Consider the following 21,761-nt stretch of genomic DNA (forward strand, 5'->3'; position numbering starts at 1 on the left):
ATCGAAATCCCAACAAAAGTGGTGCAATTGCGGCCCTGGCTGAAATTAGAATAACCAGCCCTGCGTAATGAAAAGATCATAGTTTAGCCGCGCTGCAATGTCCATTATCATCATCCCCACCGTAATTGTCTACGATAAATTCTAGTGCGATGTTCTAATCTTTGCCGTTACGGCAGGGCAAGCGATATTTTCTCTTAAGGACCTCATAGGCCACAGCTCCTGAGACTGCTGCCCCTGTGCCTGCCACCACAGTGACTAAATCAAACTGAGTGAGCATTGCAATCGAAGTTACTATGCCAATACCAGCAAGCACTGGAAATTTCCCTATGCTCCAAGGTGAACGAAAAGGCCTTTTCATCTCCGGTTGTTTGTACCTGAGCCGTATCAGTGAAAGATTGACAAACACATAGACCATGAATATTCCAAACACTGCAACCTTGGCGACTGCGTCTATTCTTCCCGAAGATGTCGCCATGACTCCTATTGTAAGCACCATGATGGTGATTATGGCACGGAATGGTGTCTTGGTCCTTGGATGAATTTCAGACAGCGAGGAGGGAAGTGCATTGTCAGTTGCCATTCCGAACAGGATGCGTGACCCCGATATGAGCATCATTAGTACTGTGTTACTTGTAGCAAAAAGCGCTATTGACGACAGGATGACAGTTCCTGCCTTGCCAAACACCTTCTCCGCGGCAAACGTGAGAGGAGCATTTGTCGACGAAAGTCCTTCCCACCCTACAATTGCAACTGCTGATACTGCTACTAGTATGTAGATGCCAGTCGTAATTGCTATGGATACTACAAGCGCAATTGGAATGGCTTTGCGCGCATTCTTGGTTTCTTCTGATATGTTTGCCAAGTTTTCAAATCCAAAATAGGCAAAGAACGCAAGGCCTGCAGCGCTCACTATGGCAGCAAGAGCGAGTGGAAACGAAGAGGAGGGGGACGAAGAAGTTACTTCCGGTGGCATTTCAAAATAGTCCGTTGCCGCAGGAGAGGCTAGAAACAGGCCGGCGCATATGATTATGGCGAGACCTGCAATCTCTATTAGGGCAAATGTGGTGTTCATCCACATCGATTCGCGAATTCCAACAAAGTTTACGCCAGAAAGCACAGCAACAAGCAATATTGCAGAGACAGACCGGTCAAGTCCTGGCAAAAGGGCGTCAAGATAACTGGAAAAGCCAATTGCTACTGCGGCTGCAGACACTACTGCAACAAATACTATGAGCCATCCGGAGACAAATGCCAACAAATTGTTGCCAAAAGCATTCTTGACAAACACATACTCTGCTGCGCTCTTTGGAAAAATTGAAGTCATCTCTGCATAGCTAAGCCCGGTAAAGGTGGCAATCGCCGCGGCCAAAGCAAACGAGATCCACATTGCATTGCCTGCGATGCCTGCGACATCGCCTATCAGAACATATATTCCAGCACCAAGGATTAGGCCAGTGCCATACATTATCGCCTGAAAAAGGCTTATACTCTGCTTCAGGCGCAAGTCGCTAGTCTTTTTCAATTCGATCCCTGTCATTTGGTGATCAGGACAGAAATCTTGGAGCTGTGCACTACGGCATTTGAAACGCTTCCAAGGAAAAGTTCCTTGACGCCTCCGAGTCCCCTGCTGCCCATGACTATCAAGTCTGCATTCATTGCCTTTGCTGCATTTAGTATCGCTTTGGCAGGACTGCCCTCTCTGAGAAGGATATCAGCCTTGATTCCGTGTAACTCGACCTCGCGTTGTTGTTCCGCAAGAAAGGCCTTTGCATCTCTTCTGTAGAAGAGCAGGATCTCTGGGGTAAGCTTCTTTCCAAAGCCAACAGTCCTTGGAATCTGAAGAACGTGTATGATTGTAAGGGAGCCATTGGATGCCTTGACAATCTTTATGGCTGACTCTAACGCCTTTCTCGCACACTCTGATCCATCCGTCGCGACAAGCACCTTTGAATACACTTCTTTTCTCATCTGCCACCCTGCGGTTGGTATATCTCACTCAGCATGAATTCCGAAAGCCTTTCGTAGATTGGCCTATACTCGATGAGCACGCTGTCACCTATTGTGCTTGATACCAATTCTTGGCTCTTTAATATGGCACGGAAAATATCCTTGTCAGTTACAATGCCAACCATCTTGCCCTTTTCAACGACGGGCAATCTACGAATATTTTTGGACTGCATCGTCTGTAGGGCATCCTTTAACGACATCATCGTATCAGCCGTTACGACTGGCTTTTTCATCACGCTTTTTGCAGCCGCTGCGAATGATGTTTTGGGAGAACCTACAAGCCGAACTATGTCGCGCTCTGTGATTATGCCTGATGGGGAGCCTTTGTTGTCTACAATCACGACGCTTCCAATGTCGTTCTTGTCCATAATCTCTACTACGGTCCTTAGGGTCTGACCCTCGCCTGCCGTCCTAACTTCTTTGGTCATAATACTCGATATTGGTATGGTCTCTATGCTCATAGGGCACGTTTGGCTCCGTAATATTTTATATCTAGGAATCTAGTGCATTGCACTGTATACACGCACAATATATCGCTCCCTCATGTTAGTTAGGCCATGCAGGCCGATCTTGAAAGAAAGGTTGGAGAGCTGGCGACTCCGGAAATTCTTGTGATGGACGAGTTGTCTACAGTTGCGCAAGCAGCAAAGGCAATGAAGAAAAAGGACTCTTCGAGCGTATTTGTATCTCGAGGAAGTACAAAAGATCTAGTGGGAATTATTACCGAGAGGGATATACTTTATAGAGTAGTTGCAGAAAACATGGGGCCCTTCAAGACAACCTTGAAAGAGGTCATGAGCGCTCCGCTTATCATAATCGATTATTCTGCAACTGTGCTAGAGGCGATCCTTCTCATGAGAAAGGAAGGAATAAGGAGGCTTCCTGTTAGAAGAGATGGAGGTATAGTCGGTGTTGTAACGCTTTTATCGATCACGGGCAACATCCCAAGCAAGAGTGTTGAGGCAGGACAGGTTGAGACAAGTCTGGGCAGCAGTGGCATAGCCTGCCCATACTGTGGATCAGGCTTTGAGAGCAAAAAGGATCTCTCAAAGCACATCGATAGGCTGCACATTGGAAGCGGCCTTCTGGAAGGCGACCTGAGGCAGATCTGAGCAAAAATGTATCGCAAGATACTCGTTCCGTACGAAGGTTCACAGTTCTCTGAAAGAGCGGCAGAACACGCGGCATACCTTGCGAAGTTGTCAGGTGCAAAGGTTACGTTTCTTACCGTCACGGCGCTTCCTTCTCTTATCTATACATACAATGAGGCCGTAAACGCAGCAATAAGCGAAGCCGCGGAGCTTCTCATCATGTCATCTGAATCGCCTGTCGTCAGATCATTAAAGTCGCGAGTAGAAAAATGCAAAAAACGGGGTATAGATGCGAAGCTCGTACATACCGTTGGCGACCCTGCAATGCTAGTGTTAGAGACCGCAAGAAAAGAAGGGACCGACCTAATAGTTTTGGGAAGCAAGGGCCTCAAAGGTGTGTCAAAGCTCAAGGTGTTCGGAAGCGTTGCGCGTAAAGTTACAGAGCTCTTAGTATGTCCGGTTCTCCTAGTGCATTGAAAAAAGGCTTTTTAGGGCGAGTTTCACAGCTGACACTGTATACACATATGTCCGGAGACTCTGTAGGCCCAGAAGCTTCCTCTTCCTATCAGTCAAAAAAGACTCGCAGTGTCACATTCAGGATCGACTCTTCCGTAATAGATGAGCTGCAGGGCGAGGCGGACACGCGTGAAATTTCACTCAACGTCCTTGTCAACCAGGTGCTCAAGCGCTATGCAGAGTGGGACAGGTACGAGAGCAAGATTGGAATGATGCCAGTGCCAAAACTGATGCTTTCGACACTTATTGACAAGGCGATATCTTCTGCGAAGGCAGGAGGTATAAAGGAGGTGGAAGTGTATCGAGACCTTATTGTAAAGGAGGCTGCACAGATCGCCTTTAACCTGATGAAAGATTCGGTGCTTTTCATGAAGAAGCACTATAATCTATGGGTAGTACTCTCGGTTCTTGAAGAGTACATGAAGGTCTCAGGCATAAAGGCAGATCATAGGATAGAAGGATCAAGCAAGCATGTCTTTGTGGTTCAGCACGAGCTTGGTGAGAACTGGTCCCTCTTTACAAAGGAGCTCCTTACTCTCATATTTCAGAACCTTGCAAAGGTAAGGGCAGACATTCATGTCACGCCAAATACCACTGTCGCAGAGGTTATTTTGAGGTAGATGTCGAGATAAACTGCAATGCACTGCAATCCGACAGGTTATTTATCGATGCGTCGTATTGTTGGCAAAGGTGAACATGTATACTGTGATGCCTAAAAGCAATGTCAAAGGTTCTGACGGCCGAGAGGGCATCGTGTACAGGTTCTTCAAGCTGATAGAGGACAAAGACATAGATGGACTTCTTGACCTGTTTGACTGCGACGCGACAGTTTACGAACCCTTCAGTAAAACCCAAGGACTGCATGGCCGGTCATTAATCGAGCCGTTTCTCAAGGTGGCCATGATGGCAAACAACAATATGCGTCACAAGATCAAGATACCTGATTCAGGGAAGAGTCATCTGGATGGCCAGTTGACCGCCCTTGTTACCTTTGAGCTAGGTGACAGAGCAAAGGCGCGCTTTATTTTTGACCTCGAGCCGGACGAGCAAAAAGCGTGGAAGATAAAAACCCTCCACATCAACTTCCTAACATAATAATAAGAAAACCAGTGTATTATCATAGCAGGTCAATCTTCTATTTCTAATACCTATCTTACGACGTTTCCAAGACCCCTCCTATCTCTGCTCTTGAAAACTGTTCCATCGTAGGGCACCAGAACTCTTAAACCACCATCATAATCGAGAGCGCGGTATCTACGAGAAATGACTATACTGCAATGCACTGCATGCCTGAAGCTTAACTATGACGGGTTGCAGCTAATATCATGCTCCTTGGAAAAGAACGAAGGGCAGAGGAATCACCAGAAAGCCAAGTCCTGCCTCATGAGGATCTGAATTCAAGACAACGGAAGATTACAGGTGAGAATTTCCCCGATACTGTACTTGAATTTTGCGACTCTTGTCATTGGTGTGCAACCTGCATGAATGGGAAACGGATGCAAGTAACCTGTCCTATATGCAGAAGGCGAACTTCTAGAATTCCAATGACTATGGACGAAACATGCGTACTTGAAAAGGATGAAAAACGCGGCATCACGCTCCGCTTTGTTAGAAGGCTTCCGCTCCGATAACTATAGTGAGGCCATTTCTAGCTTGATTTGGTATTATTCGTGCATGCAAAAGATTTTTTCAAATATTTTGAAACGGCAGAGTGCATATGCATTGCCATGCACTGCATACCAGACTTTGAAATAGGAAGATTTCATCAAACTGCTTGTGGCACAATCCAACACGTATCACAATGGCAAAGAACTTCATTGGACAAAAGTGATAAACGGTATTTTGACGAGAAGGCTGTCAAAAAAAGCGATGTTAAAGTCAAAAAACGACTGTGCGATAAGGAGGGAACTAATTTGACCAGAATGCGACAACCCCACAGCTTTCACGAAGTAAAGATACACAACCCTGAGACTATATGCATCAAGTGTGGCACGGCGACTCCAAATGTTTGTGAGTGGTGTGGGGCATGTCAGGCATGCCATACAGGTACAAAAAGAGACCCTTACTAAGAGAGATGCACACATAGACTTACTATAGTTCAAGTGCGTCCCCAAGTGAGCGGTAACGACTATAGTCGTCTGCAAGAATTTTAGCTAGCCTTCTGGTGATATCAGTTGCAGACATCATGCCGACAAGCGAACCGCCAGTTTCTACAACTGGCAGTCTTTTTATTTTGTTCTTTGTCATAGCTTGGGCAGCAGTATCGACAGAATCGTATGCCTTGACGGTTATTAGGGGCGATGACATGATACTCTTGGCAGATATTTCCTTTGGCTTTTTGTTTTGAGCTGAGACCTTTTTAAGAACATCTCTCTCTGTAATTATGCCCACTGGTCTTCTTTTTTCCAAGATTATTATGGCACCTTCCTTGTGCTTAACCATTGCTTCTACGACATCAAGCACGGAGGGGTCTGAGTCGGCGTCAACAGTTACAATCTTTGAGGACATTATTTCGCTTACTGCACTCATGTTTCAATCGTTTTGGATATTTCCTCCTCTTAATAGATATGTTTGCAGCGCGATGTATTCTGTCCCCCTCCCTTTCTCTCTGAGTATATGTATCTCCGTTACTAATAATGACGATGAAGGTTGATGATGCATGATCGTCCAATCCAGCGAGGGACTTTAAGCCATTCTTTAGATATGTGGAATGCAGTTACGGACTTGCTTGCTTGGAGAAAAGCAGATTGTGCCGCCACATTTTCACTATTTCAAGACCTTCGATAAAATACACGCTCGTGAATAGAGTAATACAACAACAATAAGGGCCTGAATAGAAGCATGCAGGAAAGGAGATGATGGCAATGAAAAGAAGCACTTTGAAATCCTAAGGGAAGTTCGAGAATTGGTGGTCCATTCAATCAGGATGTTGGAAGCTGTGTAATTTCAGCACGGTATAATGCAAATACTTTATCACATACCCGATTTGAAATAAAATATGTATGAACAAGCTTGATATAATCATCCCTCAAGAGCGCCTACCCAGGCTTAACAAGCTACTACACAAACACAAGGTTGGCGGAATGTCCTTTTATGATATCAAGGGAGGAGGGCGCACAATACAGGAACGAGTGACTGTTGGAAGAGGCGTCATGACTTATGTACCAGAGTTTGGCTTCCGCACCAAGGTTCAGGTACTAGTGCCTGACGCTTTAAGTTAAAAGATTATTGACGACGTCCTCAGAACCTTTGGCGTTGGTACTTCTGCGATTGGCAAGATCTTCGTCTATGACGTGGTGGAGGCCTATGACCTTGGCACCAAGGAGAAGGGAGATAGTGCTCTATAGTACTTGCGTCAAAAAAGTCTCTGCATATCAGCCATTTGCTCAAGAAACTGGAGTGAGAGGTACTTCAAGACAGATATGAGAGATTAAAAATTAATGACTCTATTCTCTGCACTCTGCCTCTGATCTGGGTAGACCTAGCGACACCAATACGATCGGATGGTAAGCTTTTGCCGGCTGTAGTGGCCAATTGGTTATGTCTGTCTACGTTAGCCTGTTTTACTCAACAATCACCGTTCCTTTCATCCAAGGGTGAAGCATGCAGTAGTAATCGAACTTGCCTTCCTCCTTGAACGCATGCTGCCACTTTGCTCCAGCCTGTACGAAGCCTGAATCAAAGATGTTGTTCACTTCTGTCACTGTGTGGATCGCATTATCATCGTTTGTCCATGTGACCGTAGTTCCTTCGTGAACACTTACGGCCGCGGGCACAAACGGCTTTGTAATATCAGGAGTCGAAGATCCTTTCACAATTGTTACCGCATCTGCCTTGACTGCAGTCACGTTTCCAGCAGCGTTTTCCTCAGCATTATTGCTGCCGCCATGATGATTGGAGTGCATGGATGATGGCGGCATTGATGCTTGGCCAAGGTTATCATATTCAGTCAGCTTTGCCTTTTCAAGACTCTCTATGCGTTGTTCTTGCCATTCGATCATGGACTTACTTTGCGGCATGTTGCTTGGCTTTTCAAGCGCCTTCAGTTGCGTGTCATTGTCAAGCACGTCTAGAAATGCCATTGAGCCTCTCTCTTCCTGTATTCCATGAACATGAAAGAGGTATCTGCCCGGCTCATCCCATTTAGCTTCAATTATTGCCGTGTCGCCATTAGCAACAAGGTGTGTCTGCGCCCAGTGCGGAGCGTTCCACAATATTCCCGATTGCCATACTTTGAATAATGTACTGTGGATGTGGAAGGGCGACTGAAGAACGCCACCAATTCCTATTACGTAGAATCTTGCAGTTTCGTTCTTTACTACCCGGATTGGTTCTTCCATGTACTGGTCTGCATAACCGTTAATGGGGTAGAACTGCGTAAAGTTTGCAAGAGCGTTAGTAGGATCAAGCTCGCTCAGGACAAACAGGTATTCCCTTGCAGGTTGCATTGGATGGTGAACAGGATCAATGATCATGGCTCCGTACATTCCCATTCTGACGTGCTCTGTTGTAGGAAACGCGTGGCAGTGATACATAAACAGACCCGCTTCTTCTGCAGTGAAATTGTAGACGTATTGCTGTCCCGGCAACACTTGTGGAATTACACCATCGTTGGCTGAATTGTGGGAGCCGTGAAAATGGAGTGTGTGAGAGTATGGAGTCTTGTTGATGAACTTGACTGTAACGCTGTCGCCTTCATTAAATCTCAGTGTGGGCGCCGGAACTGTGCCATTGTACGTCCAGACCTTTGCTTTTACGCTCTTGGCTACTTCGATCTCTGCGTTCTGCGCTATCAGTGTATATTCTCTATGTTGAGGATTTGGATTGCTGGCCTTGGGATAAACATCATTTGCGGTGATATATGCACCGGATGATATAGGGGAAACGGTGCTTAGCTGTTCTTGTTGTTGCTGCTGAGCCTGAGAAATAAATCGAGTCTCAAAGATGAATACAAAGACCATACTCAAAGTAATGCCCATAACTAGTCCTGCTACGAGGTACCAGATTGCAGGTCTTTTCACAAATCCTCACCTGGTCTAAGAGCTATTAAATCAAAACCTATTTTCATTTTGAATTTATCCTCTTTGTTATCTCGCAAACATGACATTGCATTTGCATCTCACAGATTCTAATTCCAATAGAGATCATTTCTTGGTCGAACCAAAATGACCGCGAATCAGTTCTTAACCCCTATGTATGCACCGCCATGCACTGTACCCTTTGTGGATAATAGCCAGATTTCCTATTAGGATAATAGTCTATGACGGCAGGACCAATGTCCAGAGTTGGAAACGAGAAGGATAAGTGGACCAAAAGGTTTATGGCAGCAGCTATCGTCCAAGGGGCAATTGTTGCGGGGTTAACAATCTTTCTGCTGCTAAGTCAGATATCGTTTCTAAAACCAGAAATATCCAGAGTTATTGCAGGAGGTGGTGCAGGAACATGGTTTACTTTCGGTTACGTTATGTATATCATCATCGGCGTCATTGGCGTAGCGGTATCTGCGTTGTTTTATCATTATCTTGAAAACGTAGTGGGAAAGCGCATGCAAAAGGGTGCAGATGTCTTGGCTTGGGTCCACCTCATTCTGATGAACATAGGAACTGTCGCCACAATGGGCATGCTGATGTACGCTGGGTACATTGGAGGAGCGTCAATGCTGCCACAAAGCGTTGGAGGGAAGGGCTATAACGCGGGACAAGCCCACGAGATTCTAGCACCCTTTGTCGAGCCCATATCGGCAACTGTAATCATGATCGTGATAGGAGTCATAGCAGGTGGGGCGGGCTTTCTTCTCACTTATAGCTCCACATCATCTGGCAGAGAGTCTTTTTCCGAAAGGAGAAGAGGAAAGGGCGCTACGGAGGCTGCGTGAAAGTATATGCCGGTCTTGGCTGACAAAAGAAGGAGATGAGAACAAGGTTAGTACGGCTCATCTACATTCTCATTCCGATCTTTTGTACTGAAGAAAGTAGATAATAGCTAATGACTGTCGTCATTATTATTACTCCCATCCCTGCGCGTGGATGTTGTGACGAGGATTTTGACCCAATCGTGTTGACATTAATTTTAGGCTGAGGGCCCCTCCCTAATGTCTTGCCAACATGCAAAGCAAGAAATACACAATGAAACACAGTGGAGCTCTTTGAGCATAGCTATCAATATCGATTGATAGTAAAGAATAAATGAATTGTCAAGGGTCCGACAGTCCTCCAAGGAGAAATGTTGACACTTCTTACCAAGAACAAAAAGGTAGTACAAAACACTGGGATGTTCTTCCTAGTTTTGGGCACTTCCATACATGCATTCAATGTTGCAAACCTTATGACTCCGGGTCTAAGTCACACATGGTCTGCTATTGCAATTATGGGTTTTGTTCCTACTGCAGGAAGCCAAGTTGGTGGCAAGATCCGAAAGCAAGCGGCTAATGTAAGAAGAAGGAAGCGACTCTACTCCAAACTGTCTATGTTGGGGAGCGAAGACAGAAACGTGGTTCCTCTACCATAGACTCTTTCATGTCGTTTTCATGTCGTTGTTTGTCCGTTTTTGTCTGTCTTTCTGTCCGTAGCAGATTTTTTAGCTATAAAGGAAGTAATAAAGTAATTTCGGAGCAGTATTTTTTTTGTTTTCATGACACTAGATGATTGAGTATGTAACCAACTAGGAATGCAACAGCCGCGGCAATTCCGCCCAGCGCAAGCGTGCCAAGACCCGACCTCGCAAGCGACTTGCCCAGTATCCTTCCTTTTACTGCACCAATAATAAAAAATGCTATAGCGGTAAAGACGCTAGAATAAACAAATGCTTCCTGCGATATTGTTATCGTGCCCGCCGCATATATTGCTACAAAGGGCAAAAGCGGTATCACGCCTATTGCGTTGAAGGCCGCAAATGTTGTAACTGCTGTATCAATTGGTCTTCTCCTATCCTCGATTAGACCGAGCTCTTCTTTCATCATCGTGTCGAGCCACACCTTGCGCCTTGAAGTAATTATGCGTACAATTTCCTCGAGCAGCTCATCCTTGAAGCCCTTCTTCGCGTAAATGTCACGAATTTCCTGCTTTTCCTGATCTGCAAGGTGGTCAATCTCCCATTCTTCGCGCTGACGTGCTCTTTCAATGGCTTCTTTTTGCGACTTGGTCGCAAGATAGTTCCCGACAGCCATGGAAAAGCCATCTGCAAAGAGATTGGCAAATCCGAGAATAAGCACGATGGCAGGAGAAAGCGATGCTCCCACTACACCTGCAACGACAGCGAAGGTGGTAACCGCGCCATCAGTTGCGCCATACACAAAATCCTCTAGCGACCATCTCATTTTCTACGTGTTTAGAGCTTTTGCTTTGATATGTAGTTTTTATCGATAGCCTTGATGCCCCTCAAAAAGGGTGGTAGAGCCAAAAAGAAATCTCGTCGGATGCCGCAAATGCTTTAGTAAAGGCAAGCGGAGTTTCAATTCCTCTCCCCCTGCCCATATTTTACAGGAAATAATAATTCACAATCGTCGTCTGTACCCTGCTAGTAAACACCGCAAAAAGGATTGAAACTATAATACGTTTGTGCAGGGCGTTTTAAGCTGCCTTTCATACATACTACTGACTGCAAGAGTATTTCCTTTCTTTTTGGCCTTGACTTGCGGCATATTTTTTTGGGCAGATGCCTCTCCCCTCCCCTCTGCTACAGAAGGTAGCAATAACGGAGACGAATAATAGTTCGGCACCATAACCGTTCTGCTTTTAACTCTCTGTGAAATAGCAAAAGTGAGAAAAAGTGGTAGAGATAAGCAGGTTCAAGAAAATTCTTACACCAGTCGATGGTTCTAAAGAGTCCCTGCGAGCCGTTGATGTCGCCATCTCGATAGCAAGAAAATACGACTCGTGGTTAACTGCCCTTTACATTGTACACATACCTTTTGGAGAAAATCGTTCTTCTTATCCTAGGACAATGTGGTACAAGGAGTTCGCGGACGATGTCAAGGAGGACACTCGCAAATGGTTTGAAGAAATTCAAAAGAAGGGAAAAGAAAACAAGTTAGAGATAGAGATGAAAATGACAGAAACCATCAAGTCCGTTCCATCCGAAATAGTAAGATTTGCTGAAGTGGACAAAACCGACTTGATTGTAATTGGGTCACGAGGAAGATCCGGCGTCAAAAAATTATTACTTGGCAGCGTTGCATCAGGCGTTCTGACCTATGCTCCTTGCCCAGTAATGGTCGTAAGATAACAAGAATTGAGCCTCTTTCTGCTAGTGAAAACCTCCAAGGTTGTGCACAATGTATTTGACCTTTTGTGCTTGTCATGATTTGTCGTGATTCCAGCGATTAAAACTACGTTAGAACGTAAAATCGCCAAGACGTTATCTGCCCCATGCTAACAACATTATTTTTGTGTGTGTACGACGCAGAACGTAGTAGATGGTTCTTTTGACCCTTCTTATGCAGTGCATGACAGTGTACTCTCCCTGCTAATAGGTGTGTTATGTGAAAACCATGTTGTGTCTCAAATACCGCCACTGAGAATAAGTGATGGCAAGTTAGTATTGATCGCGCTAGTGGGAACGATAGCTGCATTTGGCATATTGCTAGTACTTGTAAGTGGCGGCGCGGTGAGGCACGTCGCCATATTCCTGCCCGAAAAGACGGAAGATACAATAGCCTTCAGGAATATCGATGGTGAGGTACAGGTAATGGGCGTCAAAGGGATCGCAGGCGTAAACCCTACTTTGCTCACAAGAACAGGGGACTATGTACTTGAACTTACTGTCATAAATGAGGATGACAGAGTTCACGTGCTCTATATTGATGGAGGAATTCATACTAAAGTACTCAGGCCAGGAGACAGCGATGTGATAACATTTCATTCAAAAGATGAGGCAACGTACAACTATTATGATTGGGGTTCAGGTAGAGGTCCACTCGGTCAGATACAGGCGATCAAAGTGACCATGTATGAATAGATGAAAGAAGAGGAAGAGTGGCAGCCCATTATCTATTCACTTACAGGGGATATTCTTCATAGTTGAATTGCGGCGATGCCATTAATGATGAACTTGACCTTGTAAGCACGATTGTTATCAATGTCGTTCTCTTGAACTTTGCTTGGTCTATTCTGCCTACAATCTTGCGGCCAACAAAGGAACCTGCAAGAATGCAGCCTCCAATATGCAGCCAGTTGCTATTGGTCCTGTGATAAAGCCCGATATTCTGCCGCCAAGAATCAAGGACTTTGTGCTTGCAGGAAAAGCAAGTTTTTGCTAGGAAGAAGGAACGCAATTGATAGCGTAATCAAAAATTTCTTTGGATTTCACTGCACGGCACTGTACTCTCAGGTCTTAATACTCATCTAGCCTGGATTATGGCTATGTTAGAAATAATCCTGTTAATCGTGCACCAAGACGTTAAAGGTCAGTTTACAAAACCAAAAGAAACGTATCAGGAGAAAGTACAGCAAAAAGGAGGATCCCCTGCTTCTCCATGACCATCTGGAAAGAGAAGGTGTATCTGGCAAGCCAAAATCACACACAACAGAGGTATCACAGACCTCGACACTTGGCTTATCCTACAGAGGCTGCCACATTCAGGTTTGACAAAAAGCTTCTGGCTCAACTCAGGCTAGAATCTAAGGAGAAGCGAATCAATCTTAACACAGTGTTAAATCAGATTGTAAGATCTCATATCGAATGGCATGCAAATGCAGCAAAAGCTGGATTTATGCCAATTAGAAAAGCGCTAATCAAAAGGCTGTTTGATCCGATGACCAAAGAACAGATAGATGCTCTGGCGGCTGATGTCTCGCGAGGCTTAATAGAAGAGACCATGATGATTATTATGACAAGCCAGCGTACAGAAGAACCAGTCTTTGAACTATTGGAGAGGTGGATAAGAGTATCTGGCTTTAACTATCGTCACGAAGTGACTGACGATAGTCATATCTTTGTAATTCAGCACAATATGGGAGAGAACTGGTCGCATTATATGGGTCGATTGTTTGAAGAAGCTGCATCAGAATTCATGAGAGTCAAACCAGATACCCAAGTTACAGAAAATGCACTTTTCATTAGGATTAGAGAGGTTTACGACAAAGACCTGTGAGATCGTGGAAGAAATAATCATGCCTAGATGACAGACACTTCCGTCTTTGTAGAGATGATCACTACTTGCCAATAGAAATGGGGATATTTCTCCGTTTAGGCAGGAAAATCTGCTGGTCTGTAATAAACTGCAAAGCTTGGCAGCTGATAAAACCTGCTAGCTTTCACCAAACATGATTCCCAAGAAGAACCATTACAACGTCAAGTTGCTGTGAGTGTATGAATGCTCAGCTAAGCAAAGAGCGACTCTCCACGCCCACCTCTTCCCGAATCACAATCCCTCAGCCAGAATGATGGGGAGCAGAACGTAGATGGCAATAAACCAAGCGCTGACCAGCATGAAATCGTGTAAGTTAAACGGCAGATATGGTAGCAAAGACTGCAACCCCGTTGTTTTTCGAGGGATCACCAAGAAGTATCGCACCGCAGTTTATCGATGTGAAAGCAAGGAAAATCTCAACCAGCGCTGCGACCTTAATGCCTAGGGATCTCACAATTCAACCTAGTCTGATCTAGGATCGCCTCTCTTACTTCCCCATGCTCGCTGCTGCTTCATACCCCAAGAGACCCAAGTGGCCCCCATTATTGCCATAAAGCCTATGAGAATCACAACAACGACTGCAATATTCTGATAAACGTTAAAGTTCTCGGCGTAGAAAAACAGCCACAGAATGATGCCAATTACAGAACCGAAAAATGTGAGGATAGATAGAGCTATTCTCCAACCCATTCCTTGAGAGGTATTAGTATTATTATTTGCTGTCGTTTCCATGCAAAACTATCTTCCTTTTTCAACAATATAGGTAGTAGGTTTGCACTGCCATGCAAACAAAATGTATTTTGACTGGGGAAAAATCCTTGGCTTCTCATTGTCATGAATATATACACTCTTCTTGGATATGCACTTTATCTTTCATGCGTAATAATCAGCATATCCTATTTAGCTAGAATGACTATGCAGTGCAATAGAAATTGTAGCAATCAGAATATTCTCCTCTCATGCCGAGCAAAGCTAAGTTAGTCTTTACAAACAATGAAGTTATTTGCTGCGTTTCGGTACTTGGTCTTTAGGTCTTGAATTTCTGTCTATCCTTGATTCTCTTAATGCCTGTCTTTGAAAGCTTGACTTGCGCTTTGGCCTGTTGTATTTGTTCAGTTTGGCTTCCCTGTTGCGTATTGCCTTCTTGCGGATTTTTTCGCCCTTTGGGACGCGCTTTTGACTTGGGGTGACGGTGCTTGGACCGTGGTACGGAGGAGAGATTCCAAGTGCAATGGAATCCAGCCGCAAGAGGCTTCCATGTGAAGCCAGCCACTCTATCTGTCCGCTAACTGATTTTGCCATCTCTTCATTTTCGGTGACCAAGTATATCTTGTCCATGCCGCTTCTAAGCCCTCGCATAGCGGCTTCTTCCACCTTGCGTATGGAGAATTGATTGTCCTGCGTATCTTGGTCGCCGCCTTCACTTGCTCCCATCAGCACAAAACCGCACTTTATTTCCGGGAGGCTGGGGTGCACGGGTATTTTCCAGACGACGTCTATGGGTCCTGCCCCATAGTCTTGTCCACTCTCTACTTCAAACCCTTTGGCAAGGCCGGATTCTGAAAGCAGTTGCGTAGCTTCGTCAAGCTTTTGCACGATATCAGAGCACCTCCGTGGCACTGTCTCTGCTCTGGATCTCGCTCTTTGACACAAGGGTCGATGGCGTCAGAACCGTGATGTATTTACGCAATTGCAAAATACTCCTGTCTGGCATGGACTCTATCGCGTCTTTTACCTGCTTTGTCATGGCTTCTGATGGGACTATCAGGACCAATTTGTCAACCAGGTTTAGCATCGCACGCGCAATTGCCTCGTTAATGACAAATGCCGAGGTGTCTGTCAGACATATGAATCCAAGACGCAAGTCAGGGATGGACTCGGAGCCGTGTTTAAAGTTCCAAACTGCATGAACGGATCCTGCGCCCAGATCATGGTTCTCGATTACCTCGTACCCACGATCCTTTCCCATCTGAATTACTGAAGCTATTAAGGACCTGATCATCTCTTTATCGCTGACAATACTATTTTCGTTTGGTTGTTCAAGATTCACATTGGCAGCCATATTGGTGTACTACGTTTTCAAATCTTAAATGACCTTCTGAATTTCCAGTCAGCGACACTCAAAACACGGTGTTAATTGAGATGGCTAAATAGAACATGATTGCGTTCTGCCTAAAAGACATTAAAGAAAGTGGCCTATCTTACGATAAATTTCAATAGATCTTCTACACCCAATTTCTTAAAAAGACCCCCTCCCTCCCCTCAAGGTCTCTATTCTTAATATGCTGTTTTGGTGGAGGCTCCATTCCATGATGAAAACAAAAGCAAATGATGATGGTCATCCTAATCTAAAGACTCAAAAAATAATCTTTACTTCGGCCTTTGACCTGCTTCGCAATCCCCTTGCAAATGATGATGCCATCATTATCAAGAACGAGAATCCTCAGCCTCCAAGTGACCTTTGCCAAGAAAAAGAAAAGAAAGAAGGCATTGGTGAATTCAGGCGCCATCATCTTTTGCCCTCACAGTACGGAGGGCCTGCTATCAAGTCCCTGCACTTTCCTTTTGCTCTAAAGCCTGACCAGATCAAGGCAGTGGAAGCATGGATGGCAAATGGGCAAAGAGGGTCATTGATCTACAGCAGCGGAACAGGCAAGACTGAAATTGCATTTGAATGCGCAAGGCAGGCGGCTGACCGTTCAGGGAAACAACATTTCCGCGTTCTTTTAATTTTGCCTAGGATTGTCTTGATAGAGCAGAACTATCGTAGGCTAGTCAACTACGGCATTTCAAAGGAAAAGATAGGCAGGTACTTTGGCGAGCAGAAGGAAATCCGGGAGATAACGCTCAGTACATACCACAGCGTAGCAAATGCGTTCAGCTTGGTACGAGATGCTGACATGATAATCTTTGACGAGGTCCATCTTGCAAGTAACACTGCACGCGCATTCAGCAGGATATTTGACATCGTATCAAAAAAGGAGAACGGCAACAAGGCTCTGCTTGGGCTTACTGCTACCATAGATGAAGATGATCCGCGCAACTTTACTATTCTGACTGTTCTGCCGCCTGTCAGAAAATACCTGATAAAAGATGCAGTTCTAGATGGGCGCCTGGCCAGGCCGGTCATAGTTCCGATAAGAGTAACGCTGACGGAAAGGGAGCAAAAAACCTATGATGCATGCAGCGACAAAATCAAGAGAATCTCGTCTAGATTTCACAGGCACGACCCTCAGAGTATGATGAAACTATTGAAGGCGGGCGGGTTTCCAAGCTGGCAGGCCAGAGCGTGGTTTCTAAACGTAAGAAAAAGAAAGACGCTTCTTGCCTCTGCCGATAACAAGCTATCAAGAGCCGCAGAACTGATCGCAGAAAAACAGCGCAACAAGCAGAAGGTGATGGTTTTTAGCGAGACCCTGGAGTCTGTCCGAAAGCTAAAGCAAATGCTCAAGGAGAATGAAATAGACTCTATGATCATCGACAGCAGCATGCCATCGTTCAAGAGGCAACGGATATTGTCGCAGTGGGGAACCAAGTTTTACCCTCTGCTATCTGTCCATACCTTGGAAATCGGCTACGACGTGCCCGAAGTAGACGTGGAGATAATCCTTGCGTCGACGTCTAACATGAACCAAGTCGTCCAGAGGATTGGCAGGGTGATCCGAAAATTTAGAGGCAAGGAACACGCCTTTGTGTATGTCGTCTACGTGGCTGATACCAAGGATGACTACATGTTCTCAACGTTCAAAAGGGCAATAAACTCGGCGGCTTGTTAGGATGGCAGTATTATAGTTCCTCTTCTTCTCTCACCTGAAGATATTGCTCAAGTTGCGTCCTTAGCGCCTTCATGTCCGCGTGGCGCTTTTTTTCTACCTTGCCTTCTGGTTTTCCAAGGACTATAATTTTCCCTTCCAGCTCGACTACAACACGCTCTATCGTTTCTTGAGAAAATCCGTCCAGCGTATCCCATAGTTTCATCAAAGTGATGGCATATTCGTTGGCCTTGCGGCTTTTGTTGCTAACAACTCCTTTGGCTCTTATGTGGTAGTCCAATGCGGCGTACTTCCAGATGCCTTCTAGGCGCCAGATGAGGTCCTCGATGGCTGTTGTTGTCGTCACATAACATATAGAGTGCATATTTCTTTTGCAAATACAACCTTTACAAAAACAGCATATTAAGAAAGGTGGAGCTGAGGGGAGGGGGGAGAGGCAGGACCGAGACACCACTGCTATAGTGCATAGTAGTAGTTTACGCCTTGGCTTGCGGCGTTTCTTTTACTAGCTGGTATTTTGACGTGTAGCCCCGCGGGTTTATCATCATGCCCTTGTAGTTGTAGGTCGACGAGTTGCCCACAATGACGGTTGTTATCATGCCAAGCATGTCTTGGTGCTCAAGCATCTCGTCAATAGTTGTAATGACCACCTGCTGGGTCTCCCTGTACGCACCCTTGATTATGGCTACCGGGGTTTCCGGCTTTCTGTATTTTAGAAAAATGTCGCGGGTGTCGCGCAGCTGGTGCACCCGCTTTTTGCTTGCAGGGTTGTAAATGACGGTGACATAATCGCCAAGCGCGGCCGCTTCGACCCTCTTTACTATCATGTCCCACGGGACCAAAAGGTCGCTCATGCTGACGACCGCAAAGTCTGTCATCAGAGGCGACCCGACAAGGGCTGCGCAAGAGTTTAGAGACGAGACTCCCGGAACGCACTCGACATAGATGCCTGAATCCTTGTCCCAGCCCTTTTCTGCAAGGATTTCGTAAATGAGCCCGACCATGCCATAGATGCCCGGGTCGCCGGATGAAACAAGCGAAACGATCCTTCCTTTTTCTGCAAACCCGATTGCCTGGTTTGCCCTGTCCACTTCCTGCGTCATAGCATAACGGTACACTTCCTTGCCCTGTATCAGGTCTTCCACTAGGCCGACGTACGTTTCATACCCAACAATGACTTCGCTTTCCTCGATGACCTGCTTTGCCCTGTACGTCATATGGTCGTGGTGACCGGGGCCTACGCCTACCACGTACAGCTTGCCTTTATTTGCAGGTTCACTTGTCATTTGGCAGTTGAGGTGCCAAAATACAATTTATCTCTTTCCGGACTGTCCGCAAACAATATCAACATCCAGCATCATATCCCGATGATATGGCCAGAGGGTCAACAACAGGTGGAAGAAAAACAAACGGCATCGTCATAAAAGCAAAGGTCACATCTTCAAGGATTCTTGAGATAGGGCAGAACGGGGTCAAGACCGAATTTTCTGACAAGGGCACAATGAGCGGCAAGTATCGCGGAGTTCACTGGGATACTGTAGAGACACAAATGAACATCGACGGGACATCGAGCTGGCGCGTCAAGTTTATCCAGATGACCAACAAGGGAGACATGCTTGTGGGAGAAGGGGAAGGAACAGGTGAGGCTCCAAATTCTAAAGGGGTTGCAAAACTAAAAGGCGAAGGAACAATAATGACGGCTTCTGAAAAGCTGGCAGAGCTAAATGGCAAGAAATGGGTCTGCGAAGTAGACAACAATATCGCTGCCGGCTCTGCGACAGTGCGTGTGACTTTTCAGTAAGTGGTGCCTCTCTGCCTTTCTTTTTTGTTAATTTTTTACCTTATCTTATAAAAAAGTACAATGCATTTGGGTTGAAAAGGGAAAAAGAAAGAGATGGCTAGGCTTGGAAGCCCATGCCCATCATCGGACCTTCTGAGGTCTCGTTGCCCGATGGCGGTTGCATCATTTCTGGTGGCGGTTGCATCATCATTTGGCTGCCTGGACCGCCTCCGCCAAACATTCCACCGTGGGGACCCATCATCATGCCTCCATGCATAGCAGCAAGCTCAGCAAGCGATATTGCCTGCGAGGCAAGTACGCTTCCATTACCCGCGTCAACGATTACATTGTGTATGATTTCGTTGTTTATGTCAACTACGATTACTCTGTATACCAAGAAGCCCTGCACTACATCAAGATGTGCTGCAACTGTTGTTCCGTTGGCAACCTGAGCTTCTGCTGTTGCTATTGCGTCGCCAAGTGTTACGTTCAGATTGTCAGTTAGGAAATCCTTTATGGCTTGCTTGACATTGATGCTGCCATTCATCTGACCCGGCATTTGAGCACCTTGTTCTGGAGTCATGGTCTGATTGCCATTAAGCTGCACATTGACTATGCTGTTGCTGCCTGGAAAAGCGACCGGCTGGGTGCTATTGCCTCCCGGCGTCGTTTGATTTCCACCCGGCATCGTCTGATTGCCTCCCGGGCTGGTGGTGTTTTGTGCAAACGCTGCCGGCACAATCATAACCGACGATGCGACTGCAAAGCCCATCACCAACAGGGAAAGAGAAAACACTGTCTTACTTCCTGTTAGACTTGACATTATTCCAAATGTCGCAGTTATCATTTTAAAGAGTTGAGCAAGAATGATAGGTAATGGCATTACCGGAAATATGTAAGGTAGAACTAGGAGCTTATGTTACCTGGTAACGTGAAGTTGACAAAAGCCTTGTTGTTTCAAGATTTAGAACAATAAAATACGAAAAAATGAGGTTTCGTGAACCCTAGGTCGTGGGTCCGAATCCCGCCTAGGGCTTCTTTCCCATTTGTCTCATTGTTTACTACACTCTCACTCCACCAGGCTGCAGCTACTAATATCTCTCATAACCTTTCGATACCTGTTCTTCACCCTTCAGCCAAGCAAGTTCAGAGGAGGTAAGAAAGGTCATCGATACAACACTGCGGGCTGCCGTTAATTAGGTTTGGGTTCAAAAACAGAGGAGGGGGATCTATTTAGTGCTCTGCACTGGTGTCTTGTGCAGCAACTGACGGATTTTAGACCCCGCTACGACGTATGCCAACGTTATTCCTAACCCCGCTATTGCCACATACATTATAGGAAAGGCGAATGTTGAAAAGTCAACCATTTGTTGTCACTATACTTACCCTGTTCGCGCTCTTTAAGCACACTTGTCTTTGTTAAGCAATGCTAACATTCAGGTCGGAAAAACTGACATCCAGTGTAGCAAAGCTCGCGTCAGGTCGCTAGTCGAGGAAAGATAATCAAGAATTGAAGTTTCGAATGGGTTAGACCGATGCCATCAAATGAACCCAAGTCCCAGATAGCTTCAGCTTCTACATGTCTTTTTGAGGCATGCAGTTACTGTTTTTCGGATATAACCCACGTCTTCTATAAATCCCAACTATTTACGTCTTAGACAAATCTGGCTGAAATTAGAAGTGCGGAGTAGGCCATAGATGTCAAGCCTTACAGGAAACGACAAGTTGCCATTTAATCAGCAAAATGGCGTTTCATGTAAAAAAGCCTACCCCGCGAGCAAACCTCTGCAATAGCCGAATATCTGCTTATCTTCATGAGAAGGATTGTGTGGTAGAACGAAGCAGCTCAAGTCTCAGTCTCTACTAGACCTAAATCTGATAGAAACTTGGCAGTTTACGTACTTGCGTACGACGACTGCTTTCGACTTTTGCTGCAATGCCATATTCCCAACCGGTGCATATACGCATATTGCCCAAGGGTGTCAGTTTTGGTAGCGCCAGAGCAGGAAGGCTTGACGACGACGGTTCACTAAATGAGCAACCACAGTCACCACAAGGACAAGATATGTCCAGGTTAGGAACGCAATGCTATCGACATCATCAGCCGCCATCCTATTATTGTTGTCCAGCTCTGGCTTCCAGTCCTATCCGACATGCTTTAAAGTCATTGCAGAGCTCTTTAACGGGGCATTTTCCAAGAAGGCGGATTTGATCAGGTAAATTGGCACGCCTCATTGGTTAGTTCTCAACAATATCGTTTTTGATTGATCTAATAGTCGGCCTTCCGCACCTACGGCAGCTTCCCTCCCTATGTTCGTCTGCTGACCTATTGCAGGAAAAGCAGGTCTAGCAAAGAACATGGCAGGGCGGTATTACAATGGAAGGAGCTCAGGTGTGTGTAGGTGCATATCAAAGATACTGCACATTCTGTAAATCCAAAGCCCTTTTCGACTCTTTTTAATGGA

General features: G+C 45.6%; 23 protein-coding genes. 11 read left to right on the forward strand and 12 right to left on the reverse strand.

Annotated elements, in window-relative coordinates; genetic code table 11:
• Nucleotides 1–154: 154 nt before the first annotated feature.
• From NTE_RS03890 to NTE_RS03900, 3 genes are read right to left on the reverse strand one after another with little or no spacing between them, the layout of a single operon-like run.
• A complete protein-coding gene (locus NTE_RS03890) occupies nt 155–1,537 on the reverse strand; it encodes an APC family permease (RefSeq protein ID WP_148699831.1) in 1,383 nt (460 codons plus the stop codon).
• Nucleotides 1,534–1,968 (reverse strand): universal stress protein, encoded by a 435-nt coding sequence (locus NTE_RS03895; RefSeq protein WP_148699832.1) that lies wholly within the window; start codon nt 1,966–1,968, stop codon nt 1,534–1,536. The genes NTE_RS03890 and NTE_RS03895 overlap by 4 nt, the downstream gene beginning before the upstream one ends.
• Nucleotides 1,965–2,468, reverse strand: a complete 504-nt coding sequence (locus NTE_RS03900; protein ID WP_148699833.1) for a CBS domain-containing protein — start codon at nt 2,466–2,468, stop codon at nt 1,965–1,967. The genes NTE_RS03895 and NTE_RS03900 overlap by 4 nt, the downstream gene beginning before the upstream one ends.
• Nucleotides 2,469–2,564: 96 nt before the next feature.
• Here NTE_RS03900 and NTE_RS03905 point away from each other — a divergent pair, with 96 nt between their 5' ends.
• From NTE_RS03905 to NTE_RS03920, 4 genes are all read left to right on the forward strand, one after another.
• Nucleotides 2,565–3,119 (forward strand): CBS domain-containing protein, encoded by a 555-nt coding sequence (locus tag NTE_RS03905; protein ID WP_148699834.1) that lies wholly within the window; start codon nt 2,565–2,567, stop codon nt 3,117–3,119.
• Nucleotides 3,120–3,125: 6 nt separating this feature from the next.
• Nucleotides 3,126–3,575, forward strand: coding sequence for a universal stress protein (locus NTE_RS03910; protein ID WP_148699835.1), 450 nt, complete (start codon nt 3,126–3,128; stop codon nt 3,573–3,575).
• Between the two features lie 47 nt (nt 3,576–3,622).
• The gene (locus NTE_RS03915; RefSeq protein WP_148699836.1) at nt 3,623–4,234 is read left to right on the forward strand and encodes a hypothetical protein; all 612 of its coding nucleotides are present in this window, start codon (nt 3,623–3,625) and stop codon (nt 4,232–4,234) included.
• A gap of 85 nt (nt 4,235–4,319) precedes the next feature.
• A complete protein-coding gene (locus NTE_RS03920) occupies nt 4,320–4,709 on the forward strand; it encodes a nuclear transport factor 2-like protein (RefSeq protein WP_226987159.1) in 390 nt (129 codons plus the stop codon).
• A 996-nt stretch (nt 4,710–5,705) separates the two neighbouring features.
• Here NTE_RS03920 and NTE_RS03925 read toward each other — a convergent pair.
• On the reverse strand, nt 5,706–6,143 hold the full coding sequence (locus NTE_RS03925) for a CBS domain-containing protein (RefSeq protein ID WP_148699838.1): 438 nt from the start codon (nt 6,141–6,143) through the stop codon (nt 5,706–5,708).
• 473 nt (nt 6,144–6,616) lie between these two features.
• Between NTE_RS03925 and NTE_RS17060 the strand changes: the two genes are divergently transcribed.
• Entirely contained in the window at nt 6,617–6,835 is a 219-nt protein-coding gene (locus NTE_RS17060; RefSeq protein ID WP_226987160.1) for a P-II family nitrogen regulator, read from the forward strand.
• Nucleotides 6,836–7,177: 342 nt separating this feature from the next.
• Here the strand turns inward: NTE_RS17060 and NTE_RS03935 are convergent, their stop codons facing one another.
• The gene (locus NTE_RS03935) at nt 7,178–8,635 is read right to left on the reverse strand and encodes a multicopper oxidase domain-containing protein (protein ID WP_226987161.1); all 1,458 of its coding nucleotides are present in this window, start codon (nt 8,633–8,635) and stop codon (nt 7,178–7,180) included.
• A gap of 239 nt (nt 8,636–8,874) precedes the next feature.
• Here NTE_RS03935 and NTE_RS03940 point away from each other — a divergent pair, with 239 nt between their 5' ends.
• The gene (locus NTE_RS03940) at nt 8,875–9,489 is read left to right on the forward strand and encodes a cbb3-type cytochrome c oxidase subunit I (RefSeq protein WP_226987162.1); all 615 of its coding nucleotides are present in this window, start codon (nt 8,875–8,877) and stop codon (nt 9,487–9,489) included.
• Between the two features lie 753 nt (nt 9,490–10,242).
• On the opposite strand, the gene NTE_RS03945 is transcribed toward NTE_RS03940, so the two are convergent.
• The gene (locus NTE_RS03945; protein ID WP_148699839.1) at nt 10,243–10,929 is read right to left on the reverse strand and encodes a VIT1/CCC1 transporter family protein; all 687 of its coding nucleotides are present in this window, start codon (nt 10,927–10,929) and stop codon (nt 10,243–10,245) included.
• Nucleotides 10,930–11,381: 452 nt separating this feature from the next.
• Here NTE_RS03945 and NTE_RS03950 point away from each other — a divergent pair, with 452 nt between their 5' ends.
• From NTE_RS03950 to NTE_RS03960, 3 genes are all read left to right on the forward strand, one after another.
• Complete coding sequence (locus NTE_RS03950; RefSeq protein WP_148699840.1) at nt 11,382–11,837, forward strand: universal stress protein; 456 nt, start codon at nt 11,382–11,384, stop codon at nt 11,835–11,837.
• A gap of 315 nt (nt 11,838–12,152) precedes the next feature.
• On the forward strand, nt 12,153–12,569 hold the full coding sequence (locus NTE_RS03955; RefSeq protein ID WP_226987163.1) for a cupredoxin domain-containing protein: 417 nt from the start codon (nt 12,153–12,155) through the stop codon (nt 12,567–12,569).
• A 592-nt stretch (nt 12,570–13,161) separates the two neighbouring features.
• Nucleotides 13,162–13,704 carry a hypothetical protein gene (locus NTE_RS03960; protein ID WP_148699842.1) on the forward strand — a complete coding sequence of 181 codons (543 nt, stop codon included), beginning with the start codon at nt 13,162–13,164 and terminating at the stop codon, nt 13,702–13,704.
• Between the two features lie 501 nt (nt 13,705–14,205).
• Here the strand turns inward: NTE_RS03960 and NTE_RS03965 are convergent.
• The 3 genes from NTE_RS03965 to NTE_RS03975 form a co-directional block, all read right to left on the reverse strand.
• Nucleotides 14,206–14,475, reverse strand: coding sequence for a hypothetical protein (locus NTE_RS03965; protein WP_148699843.1), 270 nt, complete (start codon nt 14,473–14,475; stop codon nt 14,206–14,208).
• Nucleotides 14,476–14,742: 267 nt separating this feature from the next.
• A complete protein-coding gene (locus tag NTE_RS03970) occupies nt 14,743–15,339 on the reverse strand; it encodes a hypothetical protein (RefSeq protein ID WP_148699844.1) in 597 nt (198 codons plus the stop codon).
• A gap of 4 nt (nt 15,340–15,343) precedes the next feature.
• A complete protein-coding gene (locus NTE_RS03975) occupies nt 15,344–15,712 on the reverse strand; it encodes a hypothetical protein (protein ID WP_148699845.1) in 369 nt (122 codons plus the stop codon).
• Between the two features lie 340 nt (nt 15,713–16,052).
• On the opposite strand from NTE_RS03975, the gene NTE_RS03980 reads away from it, so the two are divergent.
• Nucleotides 16,053–17,519: a DEAD/DEAH box helicase gene (locus NTE_RS03980; RefSeq protein WP_158385073.1), complete on the forward strand. Its 1,467-nt coding sequence runs from the start codon at nt 16,053–16,055 to the stop codon at nt 17,517–17,519.
• 10 nt (nt 17,520–17,529) lie between these two features.
• Here the strand turns inward: NTE_RS03980 and NTE_RS03985 are convergent, their stop codons facing one another.
• A complete protein-coding gene (locus NTE_RS03985; RefSeq protein ID WP_148699847.1) occupies nt 17,530–17,862 on the reverse strand; it encodes a hypothetical protein in 333 nt (110 codons plus the stop codon).
• Between the two features lie 130 nt (nt 17,863–17,992).
• Nucleotides 17,993–18,802 carry a precorrin-3B C(17)-methyltransferase gene (cobJ, locus tag NTE_RS03990; RefSeq protein ID WP_148699848.1) on the reverse strand — a complete coding sequence of 270 codons (810 nt, stop codon included), beginning with the start codon at nt 18,800–18,802 and terminating at the stop codon, nt 17,993–17,995.
• An 86-nt stretch (nt 18,803–18,888) separates the two neighbouring features.
• Here cobJ and NTE_RS03995 point away from each other — a divergent pair, with 86 nt between their 5' ends.
• Nucleotides 18,889–19,317, forward strand: coding sequence for a hypothetical protein (locus NTE_RS03995; protein ID WP_148699849.1), 429 nt, complete (start codon nt 18,889–18,891; stop codon nt 19,315–19,317).
• Between the two features lie 97 nt (nt 19,318–19,414).
• On the opposite strand, the gene NTE_RS04000 is transcribed toward NTE_RS03995, so the two are convergent.
• The gene (locus NTE_RS04000) at nt 19,415–20,119 is read right to left on the reverse strand and encodes a PepSY domain-containing protein (RefSeq protein WP_148699850.1); all 705 of its coding nucleotides are present in this window, start codon (nt 20,117–20,119) and stop codon (nt 19,415–19,417) included.
• Nucleotides 20,120–21,761: the final 1,642 nt, after the last annotated feature.

It is taken from the genome of Candidatus Nitrososphaera evergladensis SR1 (assembly GCF_000730285.1).
Classification (GTDB): Archaea; Thermoproteota; Nitrososphaeria; order Nitrososphaerales; family Nitrososphaeraceae; genus Nitrososphaera; species Nitrososphaera evergladensis.

Coding starts and splice junctions, on each gene's coding strand:
- NTE_RS03940 (WP_226987162.1), top strand. CDS start 8,875: ATGACGGCAGGACCAATGTCCAGAGTTGGAAACGAGAAGGATAAGTGG.
- NTE_RS03910 (WP_148699835.1), top strand. CDS start 3,126: ATGTATCGCAAGATACTCGTTCCGTACGAAGGTTCACAGTTCTCTGAA.
- NTE_RS03925 (WP_148699838.1), bottom strand. CDS start 6,143: ATGAGTGCAGTAAGCGAAATAATGTCCTCAAAGATTGTAACTGTTGAC.
- NTE_RS03900 (WP_148699833.1), bottom strand. CDS start 2,468: ATGAGCATAGAGACCATACCAATATCGAGTATTATGACCAAAGAAGTT.
- NTE_RS17060 (WP_226987160.1), top strand. CDS start 6,617: ATGAACAAGCTTGATATAATCATCCCTCAAGAGCGCCTACCCAGGCTT.
- NTE_RS03980 (WP_158385073.1), top strand. CDS start 16,053: ATGATGAAAACAAAAGCAAATGATGATGGTCATCCTAATCTAAAGACT.
- NTE_RS03895 (WP_148699832.1), bottom strand. CDS start 1,968: ATGAGAAAAGAAGTGTATTCAAAGGTGCTTGTCGCGACGGATGGATCA.
- NTE_RS04000 (WP_148699850.1), bottom strand. CDS start 20,119: ATGTCAAGTCTAACAGGAAGTAAGACAGTGTTTTCTCTTTCCCTGTTG.
- NTE_RS03905 (WP_148699834.1), top strand. CDS start 2,565: ATGCAGGCCGATCTTGAAAGAAAGGTTGGAGAGCTGGCGACTCCGGAA.
- NTE_RS03995 (WP_148699849.1), top strand. CDS start 18,889: ATGGCCAGAGGGTCAACAACAGGTGGAAGAAAAACAAACGGCATCGTC.
- NTE_RS03965 (WP_148699843.1), bottom strand. CDS start 14,475: ATGGAAACGACAGCAAATAATAATACTAATACCTCTCAAGGAATGGGT.
- NTE_RS03890 (WP_148699831.1), bottom strand. CDS start 1,537: ATGACAGGGATCGAATTGAAAAAGACTAGCGACTTGCGCCTGAAGCAG.
- cobJ (WP_148699848.1), bottom strand. CDS start 18,802: ATGACAAGTGAACCTGCAAATAAAGGCAAGCTGTACGTGGTAGGCGTA.
- NTE_RS03915 (WP_148699836.1), top strand. CDS start 3,623: ATGTCCGGAGACTCTGTAGGCCCAGAAGCTTCCTCTTCCTATCAGTCA.
- NTE_RS03945 (WP_148699839.1), bottom strand. CDS start 10,929: ATGAGATGGTCGCTAGAGGATTTTGTGTATGGCGCAACTGATGGCGCG.
- NTE_RS03975 (WP_148699845.1), bottom strand. CDS start 15,712: ATGGGAAAGGATCGTGGGTACGAGGTAATCGAGAACCATGATCTGGGC.